Source organism: Mesorhizobium sp. (assembly GCF_024509055.1).
Lineage (GTDB): Bacteria > Pseudomonadota > Alphaproteobacteria > Rhizobiales > Rhizobiaceae > Mesorhizobium.
In genome coordinates this window covers 70,231-90,794 of record NZ_JANINM010000385.1, presented here as the reverse complement: position 1 = coordinate 90,794, position 20,564 = coordinate 70,231, and the positions used below count along the sequence as shown (strand labels likewise).

Annotated in this window: 18 protein-coding genes; 10 read left to right on the top strand and 8 right to left on the bottom strand. The window is 62.6% G+C overall.

The features are described from left to right. Positions 1–6 precede the first annotated feature (6 nt). Positions 7–1,440 (top strand): transposase, encoded by a 1,434-nt coding sequence (locus Q0L57_RS19040; RefSeq protein WP_232834220.1) that lies wholly within the window; start codon positions 7–9, stop codon positions 1,438–1,440. Between the two features lie 23 nt (positions 1,441–1,463). On the opposite strand, the gene Q0L57_RS19035 is transcribed toward Q0L57_RS19040, so the two are convergent. Beyond that, positions 1,464–2,108, bottom strand: coding sequence for a recombinase family protein (locus Q0L57_RS19035; RefSeq protein WP_038069700.1), 645 nt, complete (start codon positions 2,106–2,108; stop codon positions 1,464–1,466). 340 nt (positions 2,109–2,448) lie between these two features. Between Q0L57_RS19035 and Q0L57_RS19030 the strand changes: the two genes are divergently transcribed. Together Q0L57_RS19030 and Q0L57_RS19025 are read left to right on the top strand one after the other, a co-directional pair. Then, complete coding sequence (locus Q0L57_RS19030; protein WP_018251187.1) at positions 2,449–2,958, top strand: hypothetical protein; 510 nt, start codon at positions 2,449–2,451, stop codon at positions 2,956–2,958. A 23-nt stretch (positions 2,959–2,981) separates the two neighbouring features. Further along, entirely contained in the window at positions 2,982–3,335 is a 354-nt protein-coding gene (locus Q0L57_RS19025; RefSeq protein WP_018251186.1) for a hypothetical protein, read from the top strand. A gap of 521 nt (positions 3,336–3,856) precedes the next feature. On the opposite strand, the gene katG is transcribed toward Q0L57_RS19025, so the two are convergent. Beyond that, positions 3,857–6,127 carry a catalase/peroxidase HPI gene (gene katG / locus Q0L57_RS19020; protein ID WP_231376779.1) on the bottom strand — a complete coding sequence of 757 codons (2,271 nt, stop codon included), beginning with the start codon at positions 6,125–6,127 and terminating at the stop codon, positions 3,857–3,859. A 408-nt stretch (positions 6,128–6,535) separates the two neighbouring features. Between katG and Q0L57_RS19015 the strand changes: the two genes are divergently transcribed. Both Q0L57_RS19015 and Q0L57_RS19010 read left to right on the top strand, forming a co-directional pair. After that, positions 6,536–7,792 carry a TolC family protein gene (locus Q0L57_RS19015; RefSeq protein WP_018251184.1) on the top strand — a complete coding sequence of 419 codons (1,257 nt, stop codon included), beginning with the start codon at positions 6,536–6,538 and terminating at the stop codon, positions 7,790–7,792. After that, on the top strand, positions 7,789–10,956 hold the full coding sequence (locus Q0L57_RS19010) for a CusA/CzcA family heavy metal efflux RND transporter (RefSeq protein ID WP_018251183.1): 3,168 nt from the start codon (positions 7,789–7,791) through the stop codon (positions 10,954–10,956). The genes Q0L57_RS19015 and Q0L57_RS19010 overlap by 4 nt, the downstream gene beginning before the upstream one ends. Before the next feature lie 102 nt (positions 10,957–11,058). Here Q0L57_RS19010 and Q0L57_RS19005 read toward each other — a convergent pair whose 3' ends face one another. The 5 genes from Q0L57_RS19005 to Q0L57_RS18985 form a co-directional block, all read right to left on the bottom strand. Continuing rightward, positions 11,059–11,769, bottom strand: a complete 711-nt coding sequence (locus tag Q0L57_RS19005; RefSeq protein WP_018251182.1) for a VIT family protein — start codon at positions 11,767–11,769, stop codon at positions 11,059–11,061. Positions 11,770–11,933: 164 nt separating this feature from the next. Then, positions 11,934–13,262 carry a HAMP domain-containing sensor histidine kinase gene (locus Q0L57_RS19000; RefSeq protein ID WP_018251181.1) on the bottom strand — a complete coding sequence of 443 codons (1,329 nt, stop codon included), beginning with the start codon at positions 13,260–13,262 and terminating at the stop codon, positions 11,934–11,936. Further along, positions 13,255–13,941 (bottom strand): response regulator transcription factor, encoded by a 687-nt coding sequence (locus Q0L57_RS18995; RefSeq protein ID WP_026189132.1) that lies wholly within the window; start codon positions 13,939–13,941, stop codon positions 13,255–13,257. Before Q0L57_RS18995 ends, Q0L57_RS19000 begins: the two co-directional genes overlap by 8 nt. Beyond that, positions 13,922–14,524 carry a cytochrome b/b6 domain-containing protein gene (locus Q0L57_RS18990; protein WP_043060773.1) on the bottom strand — a complete coding sequence of 201 codons (603 nt, stop codon included), beginning with the start codon at positions 14,522–14,524 and terminating at the stop codon, positions 13,922–13,924. Before Q0L57_RS18990 ends, Q0L57_RS18995 begins: the two co-directional genes overlap by 20 nt. A gap of 2 nt (positions 14,525–14,526) precedes the next feature. Continuing rightward, the gene (locus Q0L57_RS18985) at positions 14,527–14,808 is read right to left on the bottom strand and encodes a PepSY domain-containing protein (RefSeq protein WP_018251178.1); all 282 of its coding nucleotides are present in this window, start codon (positions 14,806–14,808) and stop codon (positions 14,527–14,529) included. Positions 14,809–15,005: 197 nt separating this feature from the next. On the opposite strand from Q0L57_RS18985, the gene Q0L57_RS18980 reads away from it, so the two are divergent. From Q0L57_RS18980 to Q0L57_RS18960, 5 genes are all read left to right on the top strand, one after another. Beyond that, a complete protein-coding gene (locus Q0L57_RS18980) occupies positions 15,006–15,482 on the top strand; it encodes an acyl-ACP desaturase (RefSeq protein ID WP_018251177.1) in 477 nt (158 codons plus the stop codon). A gap of 241 nt (positions 15,483–15,723) precedes the next feature. Further along, positions 15,724–16,299 carry a recombinase family protein gene (locus Q0L57_RS18975; protein ID WP_296744639.1) on the top strand — a complete coding sequence of 192 codons (576 nt, stop codon included), beginning with the start codon at positions 15,724–15,726 and terminating at the stop codon, positions 16,297–16,299. Further along, positions 16,296–18,068 (top strand): N-6 DNA methylase, encoded by a 1,773-nt coding sequence (locus tag Q0L57_RS18970; protein ID WP_296744638.1) that lies wholly within the window; start codon positions 16,296–16,298, stop codon positions 18,066–18,068. Before Q0L57_RS18975 ends, Q0L57_RS18970 begins: the two co-directional genes overlap by 4 nt. Beyond that, complete coding sequence (locus Q0L57_RS18965) at positions 18,065–19,126, top strand: BsuBI/PstI family type II restriction endonuclease (RefSeq protein WP_296744637.1); 1,062 nt, start codon at positions 18,065–18,067, stop codon at positions 19,124–19,126. The genes Q0L57_RS18970 and Q0L57_RS18965 overlap by 4 nt, the downstream gene beginning before the upstream one ends. A gap of 147 nt (positions 19,127–19,273) precedes the next feature. After that, complete coding sequence (locus Q0L57_RS18960) at positions 19,274–19,882, top strand: hypothetical protein (protein WP_296744636.1); 609 nt, start codon at positions 19,274–19,276, stop codon at positions 19,880–19,882. A 304-nt stretch (positions 19,883–20,186) separates the two neighbouring features. Here the strand turns inward: Q0L57_RS18960 and Q0L57_RS18955 are convergent, their stop codons facing one another. Continuing rightward, the gene (locus Q0L57_RS18955) at positions 20,187–20,564 is read right to left on the bottom strand and encodes a response regulator (protein WP_296744635.1); all 378 of its coding nucleotides are present in this window, start codon (positions 20,562–20,564) and stop codon (positions 20,187–20,189) included.

Sequence of the window (20,564 nt, the reverse complement as noted above, 5' to 3'; positions counted from 1 at the left end):
GTCGCTATGATGGGACCAGCCTGTCGCGGTAAGCGGGAAGGGGCGTCCCGCCGCACCATAGAAGCCATGTTGCCCGCAGACCACCTGCTGCGTCGCGTCGATCGATGTCTCGACATCGGCGAGTTGAGACAGGCACTGGCCGGTCACTACAGCGCAAGGGGACGGCCATCGATCGATCCCGAACTCCTCATCCGCATGGCCTTGGTCGGCCGCATTTACGCGATCACGTCCGAACGGCGCCTGTGTGAGGAGCTGCGCTACAATCTGGCCTATCGCTGGTTCTGCCGTCTCGCGCCGGGAGACAAGGTTCCGCACCACTCGACGTTCAGCAAGAACCGGCACGGTCGTTTCCGCGATGCCGACGTGTTCCGGATCCTGTTCGAAAGCACGGTCCGACGCTGCATCAGTGAAGGACTGATTGGCGGAAAAGACGCCGCGATCGATGCATCGTTCATAGCTGCGGATGCGAGCTGGCAGCGCAAGACCGTTCCTGGCTACCTGCCGTATGTCGCCAACGCGTCGCGCGCGGTTAGGGAGTGGGTGCACGACACAGGAGATGCCGTCTTTGAAATGGCGCGCTCGAAAAGCTGCCAAGGCGTCTCTCGAACGGACCCTGCCGCGGCTTGGTCGGCGCGAACGGTGCGTGGCCGGTTCGGCTACGCCCTGAATGCGCTGGTCGACACCCCGAGTGGCGTCGCTCTCGATGTGAAGGCGACACCGGCTCGGTTCGCGGAGGAAGTTGATGCGGGGCGCGTCATGCTCGAGCGATCGGCCGATCGCTTTGATTATCGTCCCAAGCGGGTTGCGGCCGACAAAGCCTATGGCAGCGCCAACTTCCTCGGCTTCGTAAGGGATCACGGCGCAATCCCGCACATTCCGGTAATCGACCGTACGCAACAGACCAAGGGCAAGCTGCCGCGAACGGCCTTCAGCTATGATCGTGACATTGACAGCTTTACCTGTCCGACCGGAAAGCCGCTCCGACATCATGCCTTCCATCTGCCCACCGGCGTACACCGTTATGCAGCCGATGCGCGTGACTGCGAGGCGTGCGTGCTTCGGAAGAAATGCACGACGGCGCGGCGTCGTACCCTGGTTCGGCTGGACGATGAGGACGTCCGCGATCTTGCCAGAGCCGAAGTGGAAACCGGGCTCTACAAGCGGTCTATGCGGTTGCGGCGCGGGGTTGAACGGTTCTTCGCTGACGCCAAGGGTAAGCATGGCATGAGGCGGCTTCACCTGCGCGGTATCCGCGGAGCGGAAGAAGAGTTCCTGATCGGCGCGGCGGTGATGAATCTGATGGTCCTGGCGCGACCCCAGCGGCTGACGGGCAAGCCGCGCCGGGGAGTATGCGTCCCCGCAGCGCTGACGCCGACTGCGATCTCGGCCCGGTCGATTGAACACGACGTGATCGCCTCGCCTGCTCGACGATATGCCTGATCGCTGAGGCGCGGCGTGATCTATCACGCGGCTTGCAGCCGTTCTTTGCGGTATGGCACACCGTCGAGCAGTGCCTGGCCCGGCGCCTTGGGCGTGCCGTCACCGTTCACGTACATATAGAGTGTCGTCGTCGTCATCCCGAGACGGCGCGCGACATCGGCTGCGATCGCGTTGCGATCGGACATGGCGGCCATCGCTATCGCCAGCGTTGCCTTGTCCATCTTGCGGGGTCGCCCTCCCATGCGCCCCCGCGCGCGTGCCGCGGCAAGGCCGGCCTGTGTGCGCTCGGCGATCAACTCGCGCTCGAACTCTGCAAAAGCGGCGAAGATGCCAAAGGCCAGGCGGCCGTTGGCGGTGGTGGTGTCAATCTGCGCGCCGGCGCCGGTCAGCACCTTCAACCCAATGCCGCGCTCACGCAGCGCCTCGGCGGTGATGACCAAATGCCTCAGGTCGCGTCCGAGGCGATCCAGTTTCCAGAGCACCAGTGTATTGCCGGGCTGCAATGCCTTGAGACAGGCAGTCAGGCCGGGACGTGCATCATGACGACCCGACGCGAGATCCTCATAAATGCGCGAGGCATCGACGCCTGCGGCGAGCAGCGCATCGCGCTGCGGTGCCAGCGTCTGCGATCCGTCAGCCTTGGACACCCTCACATATCCGATGAGCATCGCCACCCCGCCAGAAAAGATATCTGACACCCTGCAATGTGCTGGTGGTTTCCGCAACGGGTATTCCGACCACAAGGCAGGGGGGACGAGGCAAAAACAGCAATCGCCAGAAAACCGGTCGTTTTTCTGGCGATCTGGCATAGATCGCTGTCCTATTACTCGCTCGTTTCGGGAAGCTGTTTCCGCAAGAGGCAGCCTTTCGAAGCTGCCGCATACAGGCATCGTAGCTCACCCATGCAGCAGGAACGAAGATGAATGATCGATAACGATTGTATTCAGCAACACTAAAACACGGATCAGACATTAGAATAACAGCGGATCGCCCGCGAGGACAACTCCGATGGACAAAAGGTTAATTTCTGCCGTTATCATTTCCAGCGTTGCTGTTGCGGGCTTTGCAGCGGCTCCAGCCTCGGCGCAGGACTATTATGGCCGTGACGGCTATCGCCAGCAATATCAGGGCGATGGGTACGACTATGACCAGGACGCGCGCTATCAGAACCAACTGCGGCAACGCCAAATCCAACGCTCCGAGCGGCAGCGCCGCGCACAGTATCAGTATGACCAGCGTTACGCACGCAATGGCTACGAGAGCTATCAGTACGATCAGGGCCCGTATTACGCCGATCGCGGTGCCTATGCCGAGCGCCGCACCTACTATCAGGGTCAGCGCTGCCGTTCGGGCACCACTGGTACGATCGTCGGAGCGATTGCGGGTGCATTGCTTGGTCGCGAGATCGGACGTGGTGGCCCCTATGACCAACCGAGCACGACCGGCTTGATCCTCGGCGCTGGCGGCGGTGCGCTGGCCGGCCGGGCCATCGAACGCAGTGGCAATGACTGCCGCTGACAGTCGTTAGAGAGGAAGGCATCATGTTCAGCATTCGCAAGCTCGCGATGGCAGCGAGCATCGCTACCGCTTCGACGATCGCACTCGCCGCGCCGGCGTCGGCACAGACCTTCGGCGGCTTCAGCCTCAGCTTCGGCTCGGGCGGGTATGGCGGCCAAGACTACGATTACGACGACGATTACTCGTCCAACGGATACTACGCCTACCGCTCGCCCCAGTATCAGCCCTATTACCAATACCAGCAGCGGGACTATCGCTGGCAGGAATGGCAGCGGCGCCAGCAGTTGCAGCGCTGGCGTGCCGAGCAGCAGCGGCGGCTCTACTGGGAGCGCGTTCGTCGCGAGCGGGAACAGTGGCGCTACGACGACGACTATTGAGGCCAGACGATCGTTCGCACCCGGCGTTCAAATAGCGTCGGGTGCGCGTCGCTTCTTCATTTGTCTAGCGGGTTGCTCGTCCGACGTCTTCCGCGTCCCATTCGGTGAGGTAGACGAGAGGTGGCCAGCAGGTGGTTATACCGGTAGGCTGGCCGTGGTGTTCTTGCAAGCCGCCTTACCATAAGGGCCTAATCTTCGGCGGAGATAAAAAGCTGTGCGCTGGCTGACACTCAGCGGCGATATTGACCAGTACTTTACACCGGCTGAAAAATCAATGCTTGGTGATTCACTTATTCTTTAATTGGACCCAGTATGGAGGCGTGGCCAGCTCGATACTGGGTCTTGGCTTATTTCAACAATCAGACTTTAAAATATTATATCAAATGATTCAACATAATTTATGTAGAAATCGTGAGTAAACTCTCTTACGAGTAAGAATCTCGCCGGTTGAACCGAGTAGACATGTTTTTTCTGGTCAGTGATTATCGGCATGATTCTCTGCCAAATTATTTCTCACAATGTCAAAATCGGTCAGCGTTCATCACCTTTGTCCAAGCCGCGGCGAAGTCGTTGACAAACTGCTGTTGCGACCCACGGGTTGCGTAGACTTCGCTAACCGCTCGAAGCTCGCTGGTGTAACCGAACGACAGATCGACCGGAGTCGCATACCAGCGGATCTGGCCGCCGTTGCGATCCTTGCCGACAAACCGGGTGTTGGTGGCGTCCATCGGGGCCCACGCCGTGTTCATGTCGAGCAGGTTGACAAAGAAGTCGTTGGTAAGCAGGCCGGGTCGCGTGGTCAGGACACCGGCACTCGACCCGCCGGCATTGGCGTTGAGCGCGCGCATACCACCGATCAGCACCGTCATTTCACTCGTGGTCAGACCCAGGGTGCTCGCTTTGTCTACCATCGCTTCGGGTGCGGTCAGACGCTGGCCGGGCAGGTAGTAGTTGCGGAAGCCATCAGCCTTCGGCTCCAGATAGTTGAAACTTTTGACGTCGGTCTGTTCCTGGCTCGCGTCAGTGCGTCCGGCCATAAAGGGGATCTTTACGGGTGTGCCAGCGTCCGCTGCCGCCTTCTCCACCGCGACGGAGCCGCCCAGCACGATCAGATCGGCCAGCGAGACCGGCCGGTCGCGGTGGCGCCCGTTATACTGATCCCGGATCGCCTCGAGTTTCGGCAGCACGACGGCTAGCTCCTGCGGATCGTTGACTGCCCACGTCCGTTCCGGCGCGAGCGCCAACCGTCCGCCGTTCGCACCCCCGCGCCAATCTGTATTGCGGAAACTCGCCGCGGCGGCCCATGCGGTACGTACCAGCTGAGGGACAGTCAGTCCTGATGCCATGATCTGTCGACCAAGGTCTGCCACGTCGCTGGTAGATAGCGTCTTGGTCGGGGCTGCGGGGACGGGATCCTGCCAGATAAAATCCTGCGCCGGCACCTCGTTGCCCAGATAGCGAGATTTCGGGCCAAGGTCGCGGTGGGTCAGCTTGAACCACACGTCGCCAAACTCGCTTTTGAACTGATCGGGATGCGCGCGATAGCGCTCGATCGTCGCGAGCCACGCCGGGTCGAGCTTCAGCGACACGTCCGTCGTCATCATCATCGGCGCATGGCGCTTCGTCTTGTCGAACGCGTCGGGCACCAGATTCTGTGCGCGCTTGTCGTCGGGTTCCCACTGCGTGCCGCCGCCGGGGCTCTTGGTCTTCACCCAGTTATATTTCAGCAGGTTCTCGTTGTAATTGTTAGTGAAATGCGTCGGGTCCTGCGACCACGCGCCCTCCAACGGCGAAGTAATAGCGTCCTTGCCCACCCCGGTCGCGCAGGTGCTGTGCCAGCCAAGGCCCTGTGATGCCATATCGGCCGCAGCAGGTTCCTTGCCTTGGCACGTTTTCTGATCGTGCGCGCTGTGCGCCTTTCCGATGGTATGTCCGCCCGCGATCAGCAGTGCCGTCTCGCGGTCGTCCATTCCCATGTTCGAGAACGTCTGGCGAATATCGTCGATCGCATGAACCGGATCGTGATCCTTCATGTGACCCTCGGGATTGACGTAGATCAGCCCCTGCGTGCTGTTTGCAAGCGGCTCGATGAGCTTGCCGTCCTTGTCGTATCGCGCGACCGTGAGCATCTCGCGTTCCGGACCCCAGAACATCTCTTCCGCGGCCCAGTCGTCGCGTCGCCCGCCACCGAATCCGATGACCTTGAAGCCCATCTGCTCAAGAGCGACATTTCCGGTCAGAACGATGAGATCGCCCCAGGACAGCGCCCGGCCGTACTTCTGCTTGATCGGCCAGAGCAGCCGTCGCGCTTTGTCGAGATTGGCGTTATCGGGCCAGCTCGATAGCGGTTCGAACCGCTGCTGCGCACCATCCTCGCCACCACGTCCATCAGCCGCACGATAGGTGCCGGCATTATGCCACGTCATGCGAATGAAGAAGGGCGCGTAGGTGCCGTAGTCGGCCGGCCACCATGGTTGCGACGTCGTCAGCAGCTTGGCAATGTCGGCCTTGACGGCCGTCAGATCGAGTTTCGAGAATTCAGCGGCGTAATCAAAATTTTGATAGGGGTTGCTGCGCTGTTCGTTACGACGGAGAGCCGTGAGGTCGAGCCGATCCGGCCACCACTCCTGGTTGGTCTTTCCCGTGACCCGATCTTCAGCGGTCTTTGGCGTAGGCGCTAGAGGCTTGGCCATCGGCGTCGGCTTCGTCAACGGCAACTGGGCGAGCGCCGGGGTTCCGATGGCCAGCAGCGGCAAACCAATGGATGTCATTGTTTTGAAAAATTTCGGCATCGCCATACCCTTTCGCTTCGGATTTTTTCCCGGCCTAACCCGGAGGATATTGAGGTGAAAGAGTTTGGGGGCACCGAGATTCTAAAATCGGGTTTAGTTTTGAATGCTTATGAGGATGAATGGCTGACCTAATCGTCACTAGTGCAAATAGCTGTTTCCTACTATCCAAAGCGGCTACAGCCAACGTTAGGTAACTGGAAGATCTACGTTTTCGCGATTAGACCTCTGTGGGCGGCTGGGTGGACGTCGAGAGTCTGTCAGGGAGTGCCCCCTACAGCGCTTGCAAGAGCCTGGATGACGGTACGCCTTCGCACGCGGAGCAGCATTGTAATTCCATCGACCCAAAATTAGTCGTCTGTCGAACCCAACCCGATTGACGTTGCCTCGGTGTAGGCATGGGAGACCACTATGCGCGCCTTGGCTCTGGCCGGCTCGGTTTTGATCGCAGCCACCCCCGCGGCTGCCCAGACGACGAATTCGATTACGCTCGATGCCTTGGTCCAGGATGTCATCGCGAACAATCCCGAGCGGCAATTCTATCAGCGGCAGATCGAAACCGCCGGCGTCGAGCGGAACGCGGCCGGACGCTGGGCCGATCCGGAGGCTGTGGTCGAGTTCGGCCAGCGGCGTGCGCAGAACCTCGCCAACAATGCGGTAACCGGTGAGGGACGGACATATGCCGTGTCGGTGGTCCAGCCGATCGAGTTCGGCGGCCGGATCGCATTGCGGCGTGCGATTGCCGATCGTCAGGTTTCACTCGCCCGTATCGGTTTGCAGCAATTCGACGCAACACTCGCCGCACGCGCCCGATCGATCGGCTATGGATTGTTTGCGGCAGACGAGAAGGCTGCCGCCGCGCGTGAGGTGGCGGGGCGGATGCGCACGCTCGCCCGTGTCATCGTTTCACGTGATCCCGCCGGTCCCTCGCCGCAGCTCGAGGCGGCATCGTTGGTTGCCAGCGCGATCAGCGCAGAGCGGTCAGCGGCGATGGCCGATGCCGAAGCGAACTCATTCCTTTACGAACTGAATCAGCTACGCGGAGCGCCCTTCGCTGCGCGTATTCGCATCGTTCGTCCGGATATGTCGCTCCCGGCACTTCCCGCGGGCCCGCTTCTGGCCGCGAACGCCGCGCAGAATAACTTCGAACTGAAGTCGCTGCGCGCCCAGTTCGAGCAGCAGGGACTGCGTGTCGATCTGGCGAAGAAAGCGCGTATCCCGATCATCAGCGTTGGCCCCTACTTCGACCGTGCGCGATCGGACATTCGCGAAACGAATTATGGCGTCCGCTTGTCGACCACACTCCCCTTGTGGAATCGGCAGGCGGGCGACGTCGCAATCGAGCAGGGTAGACAAGCGCAGGCTAATGCAACGCTGATCAACGCCGAGCGGCGAATTCAGCGCGACGTATTTGATCAAGCTGCTCAATATGAAGCGAAACGTGAGGCGCTGACGAAATGGGACGGCGAGAGCCCCAAGCGCTTCGCGGAAGCCGCTGCCGACGCTGACCGGAATTATCGGCTCGGCGCGATCCCACTGACGACGTACACCCAGATGCAGCAAAGCTACATGGACGCCGTAAACGCAGTGCTCGACACCCGACGTGAAGCGTTGGAAGCGCTTCTGCAGTTGCGCGCCCTCAATGGCGGGACGCAGCTCGCGCGATGAACAGTTGGCTCCGCTACGTCACCCACCACCGGCTCGCGGTCGCCCTGGTCACCGCGTTGGTCGCGACGATCGGTCTATGGTCGTTTGCGAACCTGCAGATCGATGCCATTCCCGACATCACGGGGGTCCAGGTCCAGATCAATACGCAGGTGCCGGCACTGGCCCCGGAGGAGATCGAGCGGCTGGTCACGCAGCCGATCGAGCGTGCGATGGGGGGGCAGCCCGGTCTTGACCAGACGCGATCACTGACGAAGACGGGCCTCAGTCAGGTCACGCTTCTCTACAAGGACGGGACCGACCAGCTGAAAGCGCGCCAGCTCGTTACGGAACGCCTGACCGCCGTCCAAAATCAGCTGCCGCCTGGCAGTACACCGCAGCTGGCGCCCATCACGACCGGTCTCGGGGAAATCTATTATTACACGCTTGAATGGCGCCGTCCCCCACCAGGGATGGACCAGCAGCGCCAGCTTATGGAGCTGTACGAGGCTCAGGAATATACCGTCCGCCCCATGATGCGTGCCGTCCCCGGCGTCGCTGACGTCAACACGAATGGCGGGTTGGAGGAACAGTTCGTCGTCCAGCCGGATCCGGTGCGGTTGACGATGCACGGTGTTACGGCGGGGGAGCTCGCGGCCGCTGTTTCAAAGAACGTCGAGAACGCTGGCGGCGGGATCATTCGCCGCGGTGCGGAACGTTTCACGGTTCGGACCGATGCGCGGGTGATGAACGCGACGCAGATTGGCGCCATCCCCGTGAAGTTTGCAGCCGGCGTACTTCCAATACAGGTACGCGACCTTGCCGATGTCGTGATTTCATCGGCCCCACGTCAGGGCGCGGCGACGCAAAACGGCCGCGAAACCGTCCTTGGCACAATCATGATGCTGGTCGGGCAGAACAGTCGCGAAACTGCTGTCGCCGTCGAACAGGCACTGCCCGGCATCCAGGCCGCGATTCCCAAGGGTATGGTGATCGATCGTCAATACAGCCGTGCCGACCTGGTCGAACGCACGATTTCTACTGTCGAGCACAATCTGGGTGAAGGTGCCCTTCTCGTTGCCGTTGTCCTGCTCCTGGTGTTGGGCAATTGGCGCGCGGCATTGATCGTGGCACTCGTCATTCCGCTCGCCTTCCTCGTCACCGTAACGGGTATGCGGACGATCGGCGTCTCAGGAAATCTGATGAGCCTCGGTGCGCTCGACTTCGGCCTGATCGTCGACGGGGCGATCGTGGTGGTCGAGAACAGCTTGCGCCTTCTCGCCGTTCGCCGGCGTGAAAAGGGTGAGGACCTTACCAGCGAAGAGCGTCGGGAGACGGTCGCACATGCTGCGCGCATGGTTGCCCGCCCGACGTTCTTCGGCATCGCCATCATCGCGCTGGTTTACGTCCCGGTGCTCAGCCTCGGTGGCGTCGAGGGCAAGCTGTTCCAGCCGATGGCTCAAGCGGTGATGCTGGCGATCGTTGCGGGGCTCGCCTGGACCTTCACGATTGTCCCGGCGCTATCGGCCTGGCTCCTGCGCGCGCCGGCAGGCAGCGATGATACGGAGCATCACAAGGGCTTCGTTGGCGTCGCCGAACGTGCCTACACGCCGGTTTTGGAACGCGCGCTCGGCCATCCCGCCCTGCTCGCCATCGGCGCGCTTGCGCTGCTCGCGGCGACCTTTCTCGTCTTCAAGACATTGGGCTCCCAATTCACTCCCAGGCTCGACGAGGGCGCGATCACGGCGATGGTGTACCGACCGGTCGGCATGTCGCTCGAACAGAGCCTGGCGATCGAGAAGCAGACCGAGATCGCTATCCGTCGCGCATATCCCCAGGTCACGCGTACCTTCTCGCGGATCGGCACCAGTGAGGTCGCGACCGATCCGATGCCGCCCGACCAGAACGACCTCTACATCTTCTACGGCCCGATGAAGGACTGGCCGACCGGCGACGGCATGCCCACAACGAAGCAGGAGCTTGTCGCCGGCATCCAGAAGGTGGCTCAGCAAGTCTACAAAGGCCAACACTTCGAGTTCGCCCAACCGATCGAGATGCGCTTCAACGAGATGCTGGAGGGCGTTCGAGCCGATGTGTCGGTCAAGGTCTTTGGCGACGATTACGACACGTTGGAAAAGGCAGCGACAAAGGCCAAGGCGATTCTTGAGAAGCTGCCTGGCACGGCAGGCGTCGCATTCGAAACGGCTGGCCGCCCGAAGAGCATCGTCGTTCAACTCGATCACGCAGCACTGTTGCGCCTCGGCCTTGGCACCCAGGCCGTAAACGAGGCGATACGGGACGCGCTGGCCGGAGCGGAAGTCGGCTTCATCCCTCATGGTCCTGCCCGCCACATGATCGTCATCCGTATGCCCGAGAGCCTGCGCGCTGATCCCTCGGCGATCCTGGCCTTGCCCTTGCGCGTCGGCGATTATGGGATGGTCCCCCTGTCTCGCGTTGCGCGCCTTCAGGAAACAAGGATCGTCGAGCCCATCCTCCACGACGACGCCAATCGTCGTGCCGCGTTGATGGTCAACCTGTCGACCAGCGATCTCGAAGGCTATGTCCAGAAGGCAAAGGCTGCGATTGACGGGCAGGTGAAGCTGCCTCCCGGTTACCGGATTGAGTTCGGCGGCCAGTATCATCAGTTGGAAGCAGCGCAGAAGCGTCTGTCGATTGTCGTCCCCGCCGCACTGATCCTGATCTTCGCGTTGGTCTACGCAGCGCTTGGCAGCGTCCGGGAGGCGGCAATTGTCTATACAGGAATACCGTTTGCGGTGACGGGCGGCGTGCTGGCCTTATGGCTTCGTGGCATGCCGTTCTCGATTACCGCTGCGATCGGTTTCATTGCGCTGTCGGGTATCGCAATGCTTAACGGCCTCGTCCTGATTGACCATATCAACAGCTTGCGTGATGGCCGGGAGGGCGATCCGCTACCTGTCGAGGACGCTGTTCGGCAGGGTGCGCACGACCGCTTGCGTCCCGTGCTGTCGACAGCACTCGTTGCCTCTGTCGGCTTCATTCCGATGGCAATAGCGACAGGGGCAGGTGCAGAAGTGCAGCGTCCGCTCGCTACCGTAGTCATCGGCGGCATCATCACTTCGACGATCCTGACGCTGCTGCTGCTCCCGAGCCTGTACGCCTGGATCGAGCATCACTCGACGAAGGCGGCTACCCCAGCATCTGAGTGATCGATCTGTGGTCGGTTCCGGGCGCTTCCACCTTACACCCTGTGGAGGCGCTCGGTCACGGCGAATGACGTAGGTGGCGATGAATTCAAATACTGGCCAGTTTTAGACCACGGTGCCGGTAAGAGCGCCGATCAGCGCTGTCATCCCCATGGCGAGGGCACCGAGCAAGACCACCCGGAGCATGGCTCGGCCAGCAGGGGCGCCTCCTGCCCTGGCACCGAGCGCGCCCAGCAGGGCGAGCAATACGAGCGCTGTTACCGGCACTACATAAAGGACGGCGCCATGCGGTGCTAGGGCTGCAAGCACCGGCAGGATGGCCCCTGCGGCGAACGCCAGTGCAGACGACACCGCTGCCTGCAGGGGCAGTGATTCGCCGTCATCGGCCAGGCCAAGCTCGTCACGGCGATGTGCTCCAAGCGCATCATGCGCCATCATCTGCTCCGCAACCCGATGAGCGAGGAGTGGTTCGACCCCCCGGCTCTCATAGATCGCCGCCAATTCCCGTGTTTCAGCCGCAGGTGACCGCTTCAGCTCAGCGGCTTCCCGTGCCAGATCGGCCTTTTCTGTATCCGCCTGTGAGCTCACCGAAACATATTCGCCGGCGGCCATTGCTAGAGCACCTCCGACCAGGGCCGCCACACCGGCGATAAGAACAGTGCTCGCAGAAGCACCGGGGGCTGCTGCGACACCGACAATGAGACTGGATACCGATATGATGCCGTCATTAGCGCCAAGTACCGCGGCGCGAAGCCAGCCGGTGCGGTGGACCAGATGATGTTCACCCGGAGCATGGTCGATGGCGTCGGTCGTCATTGGCTTTCCTAAAGTATCCTGGACCAAGTAGGCTGCCGGTTGGGCGGGAATTAGTTTGTATATGGCTCCGCCCGGCGGTTCATGGGTGGTATCGCTACGCTGGATGCGTTGCGACACGAACCTGACGAACACCTGACAAGGCAATGCCGCATATGATTTAGGAATCAGGCCTTGAGCTGAACTCGAAACAGAGCGCCACCACCTGCTGCGTTTTCAACGCTGACCGTTCCATTATGCGCTTCGGTCAACCGCTGCACAATGCCAAGGCCGAGGCCCGCTCCGTTAGAGCTGCGGCGATCCTTGCGCCAGAAGCGGTCGAAAACGTGAAGAAGGTCGACCTCCGCAATCCCCGGCCCGTAATCACGGACCGCCAGCTGTGGACCCGGTCCCGCGGTTACGTCGATGGGCGTCACGCCAGGCGCGTGTGACAGCGCGTTGTCGATCAGGTTGCGATAGATGCGGAAAATCGCTTCGGGATGTCCGATCGCCTGCGTGTCGCCTAAGCTCTCGAAACGTAGATCGCGCTGCGCGGCAAACACCTTTGGCGCCATCGCGGCCACGACGTCTCGGCCGATGTCGGCGAGGTCGATGGCAAGGTGGCCATCGACGGCCAGCGCGTCGGCCTGGGCAAGATCGAGCATCTGTTCGACAAGACGGGTCAAGTGCCGAGCATCCGCGTGCAGTTCGTCCCGCTGCTTGCCTGCGGGGAGCTGGTCGAGCGACAGCTGCATGATCGACAGCGGCGTGCGCAACTCGTGCGCGGCATTGGCAGTGAACTCCCGCAGGGTCGCCATCGCTGCATCGAGCCGGCCAAGCGCCCGGTTGACGGCACTGACGAGCGTATTGACCTCGCGCGGCTCACTCGGCTCTGAAAGGCGAAGCAGAGTGTTGTCGGGTTCCAGCGCATCCACTTCACGCTCGGCATGGCGAAGCGGCTGGAGTACTCGCCGAACGGCGAAGACGTTGAACAGTAGCAGCAACAGCGACAACGGGATCAGCGGTAGCAAAACGTGCTGAATGATCTCGTTCACGATCACCGGCACATAGGGACGGATGCCGTCGCCCTCGAACTGCATCGCCAGCCATCGCCGCTCGTTGCCACGATCGATCGCGCGGACGCCCGATATCCGATAGCCGTGAGGAGTCTGTTCGCGCCGCGTCCAGTCGACCAGGGTCGACGCACCGTCGATCCCGGCCTGACCCACCCGCCGGAGTTCGGGCGATCCCGGTTCGACATAGCGCGCGGACCAGGATTCGGCCCCCGGCGGCCCCGCCAGCAGATCCGGCGATAGAACCCCACCTGCCGGAGCCTTTGCGGCTTCGAGCGTCAGCAGTTCCTGCGCGAGAGATTCGGGCTGCCGACTGTAGGTGAAGACGACGATCCCGACGTCGAGCGCCGCGAATAGCAGCGTGAACGCCGCCAGACGCGCTGCGATCTGTCGGAACAGGGTCGGGGGCCGTCGCCTTGGCCGGACGGTGCCCGACCTACTCACCGGATACGCTCGGCGCAAAAAGTGCATAGCCGACGCCGTGCACGGTGCGGACCTGCACGTCCGCCCCGGCGGCGGTCAGTCGCTTGCGCAGCCGCGATACCGCTGCTTCCAGCGCATTGGGCGTTACCTCCGCATCCATCGCATATAGCGTATTCTCGAGTGCCGGCTTGGCGACGACGTGTCCGGCGCGGCGGAGCAGAACCTCAAGCAGGTTAATTTCACGCGGCGTCGCCTCGATCGCCGCGCCGCCCACCTCGGCCGACCGTGAGGCACAATCGAGTACGACGTTGCCCGCGGCGAGCTGAGTGCCGAGCGACGCCCCGGGCCGTCGCAGCAGGGCACGGCACCGTGCAGCGAGTTCGGGAATCTGGAACGGTTTCACCAGATAGTCGTCAGCGCCCGCGTCCAGTCCGGTCACGCGGTCGTCGAGGCCACCTCGCGCCGTTAGGACAAGGATCGGCGTCGCATTCTTGTCCCGACGGGAGCGGCGGACGATGTCCAGGCCGTCTCCGTCGGGCAGGCCAAGGTCGACCAGTAGCAGGTCATATGTCGCCACCTTCATCGCCAGCTCGGCGTCCTCGACGGTCTCGACCCAATCGACCGCGAAACCCTGCGGGATCAGACCGTCGCGAACCAGGCTACCGAGCCGGACGTTGTCTTCAATCAGCAGCAGGCGCATGGTCGATGTCGGTCCCCGTTGGTGCACGTTTGTAGCCAGTGACCATCGCCAGCGGCAGGTTTTCCCGGTGCCGTACGCTCTCGACGATCGCACCGATGACATGCAGGGCTACCGCGCCGATCAGAACATTGGCGGCAGTTTCGTGCAACGTCTCGACCCAGCCCACACCCCAGAATTGGTCGAGCCCCATCATCCATCCGCTGGTCCCCACCGTCGCCAGCAGGACAAGGAGGACGACGATCATCGCGCCCCCGGCCGGGTTGTGACCGATGTAGCGCGGCTCGCGCCGGGCAGCCATCGCGCGGAAATAGCGCAGCAGCCCGACTGGGCTGGGCACGAAGCTGGCGAACCGTGCGTGACGCCGGCCGATGATGCCCCAGATCAGCCGGACCGCCAGCGCCGTGACGACGACGTAGCCGACATAGATATGCGGCGTCTCCTCGTGCCGAAGGAACGTCAGGTTGGCGATGACACCTCCTGCCACGGTCCAGTGAAAGATGCGGACGATCGGGTCCCAGACCTTGACCCTGCCGCGGTTGCGAACAGGGTCTCGGGAAGGAGCCGCTGGAGCGACGTGGTTCATCGTCAGTCGACGTTGTTCTGAACGATCGCGCCGTTCACCGGGTTGAAATAGACCTCGGCGCGCTTGCCGTCCTTGGTGTGGGCGTAGATCTCGTAGCAGCTGCCCGACACCTGAAAGACCTTGACGTCGCGATAGCCCATCTTCGCGACGCGGCTTTTCATCTGTGCCGGCGTCATCCATTTGGCCTGTGGTGCCTTCGTGCAGACGGGTGCCGCCATCGCCATCGGCGCGGCTGCAATGGCGGCGAGAAAGCCTGCGACCTTCAGGGGGGCGAATCGGATCATCGAACGAGCTCCTGTCAGAGGCGGGATAGCCTCGATGACCGGAAGATCGCAGCAGCGCCTGACCGAATCCTGACAGCGCGGCGAGTATTTCCCACGTCTCGAAAAATGCGCTGGCCATCGGCCTGTCAGGTCGTCGTCAGGACCGGGTTCGATAGCGGGGCAGCCGCATTTCCGGCGGCAATGGAGTATCGACCATGATGAAGTCCTTGATCGTCGCTGCCGCCGGTGCCGCGACCATTTTCGCCGTCAGCGTGACCGCCGCGCCGTCGGAGCCGACCCGCCCGCTCGCCGCCAGCACGCGGGCGAACCTCGAGGCCGCGATGCATGGGGAGGCCTATGCCAACCTGAAGTATCTGCGGTACGCCGACCAGGCGCAGGCGGCGGGAAAACCCGAACTCGCCAAGCTCTTCCGCGCGTCAGCCAACGTCGAAGCCAACGAGCACTTCGATCGTGAAGCGCAAGCGCTGCGGCTCGGCAGCACCAACAATGTGAATCTCGAGGACGCCATGAAGGGTGAGCACTACGAGAATGTCACGATGTACGTGAATTTCGCCAAAGAGGCGGAGGCGGCCGGCGACACCAAGGTGGCGCAGATGTTCCGCCAGATCGCGGTCGACGAAGGCACGCATTACGCGGCTTACAAGGCTGCCCTGGCAAAGCTCCCCCGTCGCTAAGCCAGCTGCAGGCGCCGGCCCGGCCATCCCCCCGGCGGGCCGGCGCATCAAATCGGGATCGTTCGATAGGTTTTTAACACACGCCAGCCGAATGGGGCCTGAAAGAGCGCTCAGTGCCCTAATCGCGCAACATCAATTCGAACGCGAGATTTTCAACAGCCACGTTCGGTTGTGACACTGCAGGTCGATCCATGCATTTCCGCGGGTTTACAGGTGTCAAAATCCCGTGTCAGAACGCGACATGCAAATCGGCTATGCGCGGGTGTCCCGCGGCGATCATCAAGACCTCGATGCACAGGTCGCCGCGCTCGCTGCGGCGGGGTGCGATCCCATCCTCCGCGAGGAAGCCTCAGGCGGACAGGCTGATCGGCCCGAATTGGCGCGTGCGATCCAAAGCCTGCAGCGGGGTGACGTATTGGTGGTGTGGAAGCTCGATCGCCTGTCCCGTTCGCTGCGCGACCTCCTATTCACGCTGGAGGAAGTCGCGGCAGCCGGTGCCGGGTTCCGATCGCTGACCGAGGCCGTGGACACGACGACGCCGGCAGGACGATTGATGACGCAGACGCTGGGGGCATTCGCCGAGTTCGAGCGCGCCATGATCCGCGAGCGCACCATGAGCGGGCTGGCGCACGCGCGCCAGGCTGGACGCCTGCTGGGTCGCCGGCCAAGCCTCACCCGGCAGCAGCGGGCCGAGATTGTTGCCAAAGCGGAATCCGGCCAAGGATCGCCGGCGCAGCTCGCCAGCCTGTTCCGCGTCTCACGATCGACCGTGCAGCGTGTGCTTCGCGATCACCGCAACCAATCGGCCGCGGCATGAGCCTGGCCCCTGCCCTGCTCCGCGACCTGCCTGCAGACCTCGACGCGCAACGCTACGAGCTGGCCCGCGCTCGCCAGCTTGCGCGAGCTTGGGCAGAGACGCTGCCCGAACCCCGACGCCGAGACATGGCCGCGCTGTTCACCCGCGTTGCGATCGACACCTATCGCATTGAGGCTCGACCCCATGCGACCCTCAGTCCACCGTTTGCCGCACCCTATGGCCGGCTCGATCGCACGGTCGCCGAGTTGGCGCAGGCCGTTGGGCGCGAAGCCGCGCCGCTGCCGATCACCGAGGCGGTCTATTTCCTGACCGGCCTCTACACGACACTACTTGCGGCAAGGGAGCGCGGAGCGATGGGGGCATTCTACACCCCGCCGGCGCTGGCGAACCGGTTGCTCGATATGGCCGAGGAACAGGGGATCGACTGGACCCGTGCACGCGTACTCGATCCGGCGAGCGGCGGGGGCGCGTTCTTGTTGCCTGCAGCCGAACGGATGATCGCAGCGCTTCCCGCGACCGAGCCGGCGATCGTGTTGCGGCAGATCGGCACCCGTCTGACCGGGCTGGAGTTGGACCCCTATGCCGCCGGTTTCGGGCAGAATGCGATCGAGTTGCTGCTGGCGGACGTGACCACCGCTGCAGGTCGCCCCGCCCCGATCATCGTGCGCGTCGCCGACACGCTGGAGGAGGCGCCCAGCGCCCGCTTCGACTTGGTGATCGGGAATCCTCCATATGGCCGCGTCACCCTCACCCCCGAGCAACGCCAGCGGTTCGCACGCGGCCTCTACGGTCACGCCAATCTCTATGGTGTGTTCACGGATATTGCCGTGCGCTGGACGAAGAAGGGCGGGACGATCGCCTATCTGACGCCGACCAGCTTCCTGTCGGGGCATTACTATTCCGCGCTGCGCGAGCTGATTGCCAAGGAGGCGCCACCCGTCGCGATCGATTTCGTCCATGCCCGACGCGGCGTGTTCGAGGACGTGCTTCAGGAGACATTGCTGGCGGCCTACAAGCGGGGCGCCAAGCCCGGCCGCGCCCAGGTTCATTATGTCGAGGTTGCGAACGAGCGCGAGGCCCGTGTCATCCGCAACGGTACGATCGGCCTGCCCTCCCCCGCCTCGCAACCGTGGCTGGCGCCGCGCGAGCCGCGGCACAGCGCCCTGATCGCCAAGGCCGAGACAATGCCAGCGCGGCTTGCCGACTGGGGCTACCGCGTCTCGACGGGGCCGCTGGTGTGGAACCGCTACAAGGACCAGATGCGGCTCCGCCCCGCACGCGGGGCACATCCGCTGATCTGGGCGGAGGCGGTGTCGGCGGACGGTCGCTTCGCGTTCCGGGCCGAGAAGCGCAATCACGCGCCCTATTTCAAGATCGAGCGTGGCGACGCCTGGCTGCTGGTCGAGGAGGCGTGCGTTCTGGTCCAGCGTACCACCGCGAAGGAGCAGGCGCGCCGCCTGATCGCGGCCGAGCTGCCGGCGGACTTTATCGCGCAGCATGGCGGCGTGGTGGTCGAGAACCATCTGAACATGGTCAGGCCATGCGCGCGACCGGCGGTGTCGCCGGCAACGGTCGCGGCAGTGTTGAACAGCGCGATCGTCGACCAGCTCTTCCGCTGCATTAACGGCAGTGTCGCGGTATCGGCGTTCGAGATGGAAGCTTTGCCCCTGCCCTCACCCGCCGCGATGAAAAAGGTGGAGGCACTGGTCTGCCGCGGTGTCGCCATCGAGGACGAACTGGCGCGCCTCTATGGGCAGGTCGCCCCATGACGCCGCTGCTGACCCGTGAGGAGGTTCATGCCCGGCTGCAGGAGATCTTCCCCGATGGAGCGCCCAATCGCGCTTATCTGACCCGGATGCTGGCGGCGAGCACGGTGTTCGTCGCCCTATATATCGATGCGGTTGAGGGCAGCGGGACGTATCTCGGTCCCAAGCACGTCTATCGCATGACTGACGAACAGGCGGCGCGTACCGACGCCTTGGACCGGGCCAGCTATGCGACGGGCGTCCTGCGCACCGGCAGCCAGATCACTGGCCGGCGCTGGTATCAGGATAACACTCGCGAGCCGATCCGCGACGAGACGCTGCGCGAGGGGCTAGTGGCGATCGGCGCGGTAACCGAGCGCACCGACCTTGCCACCACGTCGAGCAAGCCGCGTTATGCGCTGAAGGCGGGCTTCGCCGCTTTGTTCGACCCGGACCTCGCCGGCGAAGTGCTGCAGACCCGGATCGCGGCGTGGCAGGCCGAGGCGTTGAACAAGGGAGCCCTCGCCCGGCTGGCGATTGTTCGCCGTGGTGCCGGCGTCAGTGCTGACCAGGTGCTGGTCACCTTTCCGAACGGCGAGACACGCCGGATGAAGCCCGGCCCCAGCTCGGAGATCACCAAGGCGGTGGTTGAGGTGTTCGCCCCCGCCTTCCTTGCCGATCCTGCCGTCTTGTTCCTCAGCGAGAGCGGCAACAAGGTGGTCGCACGCGACGACGAGCTGGCGCGGTCGATCGGTCTTACCATTCAGGCAGATCGGAACCTGCCCGACACAATCCTCGTCGACCTTGGGCCGACGCATCCGTTGCTGGTGTTCGTGGAGGTGGTCGCGACCGATGGCCCGATCAGCGAACGTCGCAAGGAGGCGCTGGAGGCGTTGGTCACCGAGACGGGCTTCCCTGCCGAGCATGTTGCGTTCGTGACGGCGTTTCTCGATCGCAGCGCCGGGCCGTTCAAGAAGACGGTCGATAGCCTCGCATGGGGAAGCTACGCTTGGTTCGCGGCCGAGCCGGAGAGGCTGGTGGTGTTCAGTCAGGCGTCTGGAGGGCTGCGGGGGCGGCCTTGAAGGCAGCGAGGATAATGTTGGCATTTATCCTCGCTGCAGAAGAAGCACTCGTAGTCTAACGGCCTATTTATCCTCGCTTTTCGACTTTATTTCTTCTCACTTGAACGTGCTGATTTCTTGGTCATTTTAGCCGCAGCAAGATGAAGGATGACCATGATGAACAGCAGTAAGCGGGGCCGCGGACGGCCGATCGGGACGGGAAAGGATGACACCCCCACCCTCAATAAGGTGGCCGACCTGATGGCGGCCGATCCGAGGTTGAAAGTCACGCCAGCCATTCGACAGGTTCTCGGCAATCCCGATGCCGCAACCGTCCGGCGGTTGCAGGTGAAGTGGCAGACCGGCCGCGACAAGCATCTGGCTGCGGCACAGGACCGTCGATCTGTCGCGTCGATGTCGGCGCGTCGTGTCGCTCCCTCCTATTCACCGCGAATGGTGCGTCAGATTGCCGAAGCGCAGAGGAAGGTGTCTGGTATGCTGGGAACCGGAACTTGGGAGAACTCGACCTCCGCAGCCTTGCGGGCGGCGTATGACGAGCCGGGCATGAAAGCCATGCGTGAGGTCTATGACTCGCCGGCGATGCGCGCCGCGCGCACCCTTTACGATGATCCGACTATGCGAGCGATGCGCGAACTGCACGACAGTCCGACGATGCGGGCAATGCGAGAGTTGCAAGGCAGTCCGACCATGAGAGCGGCGCTTGAAGCGGCGCAGGAGGTTGCAAGGATACAACGCCTTATCAAAGGCGGATTCTAAAATCTGTAGTGCCGCTACATTGGTTTTTCCGGCTTTGAGAATGTGAGCGATAGCCTCCCCTCATCGTCAAAGGAACTTCAAGGCCCGCCGCTGGCGGGCCTCCTTCGTTCGGTCCCATGGCATTTCCGCTTTCCCATTTCTCCGTTCCGGCATGGCATTTTGAGAAGAGGCAATCGGGAACAGGTTTTTGGGAAAGCGGAACCCGCAGTCGGCCGTCAGCGCGATCGGCGCGGCGGGATTCCCGTCATTCGATCCAAATCGGGAAGCTGGCACCGAATGCTTGATTCTGAAGTTGCCGTTCCGGCTATCGCGTCATCCGATCAATGGTCCGCATAAGGCGCGCTGGATCGAACGGCTTCGACAGAAAAGCACTGTAGTCCGGCAAATCCTTTTCTGGAACCGACACTCGCCCGGATGCGATGAGCAGCAGGGTCGGGGGATAGCGTTCGCGGAGATAATGCGCGAGCTTCAGCCCATCCATCGACCCGGGCATGTCAATATCGGTCAGCACGATGCGAATGGTGCTGTTCCGCTTCATGATCGCGATGGCTTCATCGGCGTTTTCGGCTTCGAAGACGCGGTAACCCTCGTCCTCGAAGAGGTCGATCAGCTCGAAGCGGATGATAGCTTCATCCTCGACGATCAGTATCGAGTTCATATCGATCGGCTTGCTTTGACCCAC

Excerpts from the sequence above, each read along its gene's own strand:
- Q0L57_RS19040 (WP_232834220.1), top strand. The coding sequence starts at position 7 with ATGATGGGACCAGCCTGTCGCGGTAAGCGGGAAGGGGCGTCCCGCCGC.
- Q0L57_RS19035 (WP_038069700.1), bottom strand. The coding sequence starts at position 2,108 with ATGCTCATCGGATATGTGAGGGTGTCCAAGGCTGACGGATCGCAGACG.
- Q0L57_RS19030 (WP_018251187.1), top strand. The coding sequence starts at position 2,449 with ATGGACAAAAGGTTAATTTCTGCCGTTATCATTTCCAGCGTTGCTGTT.
- Q0L57_RS19025 (WP_018251186.1), top strand. The coding sequence starts at position 2,982 with ATGTTCAGCATTCGCAAGCTCGCGATGGCAGCGAGCATCGCTACCGCT.
- katG (WP_231376779.1), bottom strand. The coding sequence starts at position 6,127 with ATGCCGAAATTTTTCAAAACAATGACATCCATTGGTTTGCCGCTGCTG.
- Q0L57_RS19015 (WP_018251184.1), top strand. The coding sequence starts at position 6,536 with ATGCGCGCCTTGGCTCTGGCCGGCTCGGTTTTGATCGCAGCCACCCCC.
- Q0L57_RS19010 (WP_018251183.1), top strand. The coding sequence starts at position 7,789 with ATGAACAGTTGGCTCCGCTACGTCACCCACCACCGGCTCGCGGTCGCC.
- Q0L57_RS19005 (WP_018251182.1), bottom strand. The coding sequence starts at position 11,769 with ATGACGACCGACGCCATCGACCATGCTCCGGGTGAACATCATCTGGTC.
- Q0L57_RS18995 (WP_026189132.1), bottom strand. The coding sequence starts at position 13,941 with ATGCGCCTGCTGCTGATTGAAGACAACGTCCGGCTCGGTAGCCTGGTT.
- Q0L57_RS18990 (WP_043060773.1), bottom strand. The coding sequence starts at position 14,524 with ATGAACCACGTCGCTCCAGCGGCTCCTTCCCGAGACCCTGTTCGCAAC.
- Q0L57_RS18985 (WP_018251178.1), bottom strand. The coding sequence starts at position 14,808 with ATGATCCGATTCGCCCCCCTGAAGGTCGCAGGCTTTCTCGCCGCCATT.
- Q0L57_RS18980 (WP_018251177.1), top strand. The coding sequence starts at position 15,006 with ATGAAGTCCTTGATCGTCGCTGCCGCCGGTGCCGCGACCATTTTCGCC.
- Q0L57_RS18975 (WP_296744639.1), top strand. The coding sequence starts at position 15,724 with ATGCAAATCGGCTATGCGCGGGTGTCCCGCGGCGATCATCAAGACCTC.
- Q0L57_RS18970 (WP_296744638.1), top strand. The coding sequence starts at position 16,296 with ATGAGCCTGGCCCCTGCCCTGCTCCGCGACCTGCCTGCAGACCTCGAC.
- Q0L57_RS18965 (WP_296744637.1), top strand. The coding sequence starts at position 18,065 with ATGACGCCGCTGCTGACCCGTGAGGAGGTTCATGCCCGGCTGCAGGAG.
- Q0L57_RS18960 (WP_296744636.1), top strand. The coding sequence starts at position 19,274 with ATGACCATGATGAACAGCAGTAAGCGGGGCCGCGGACGGCCGATCGGG.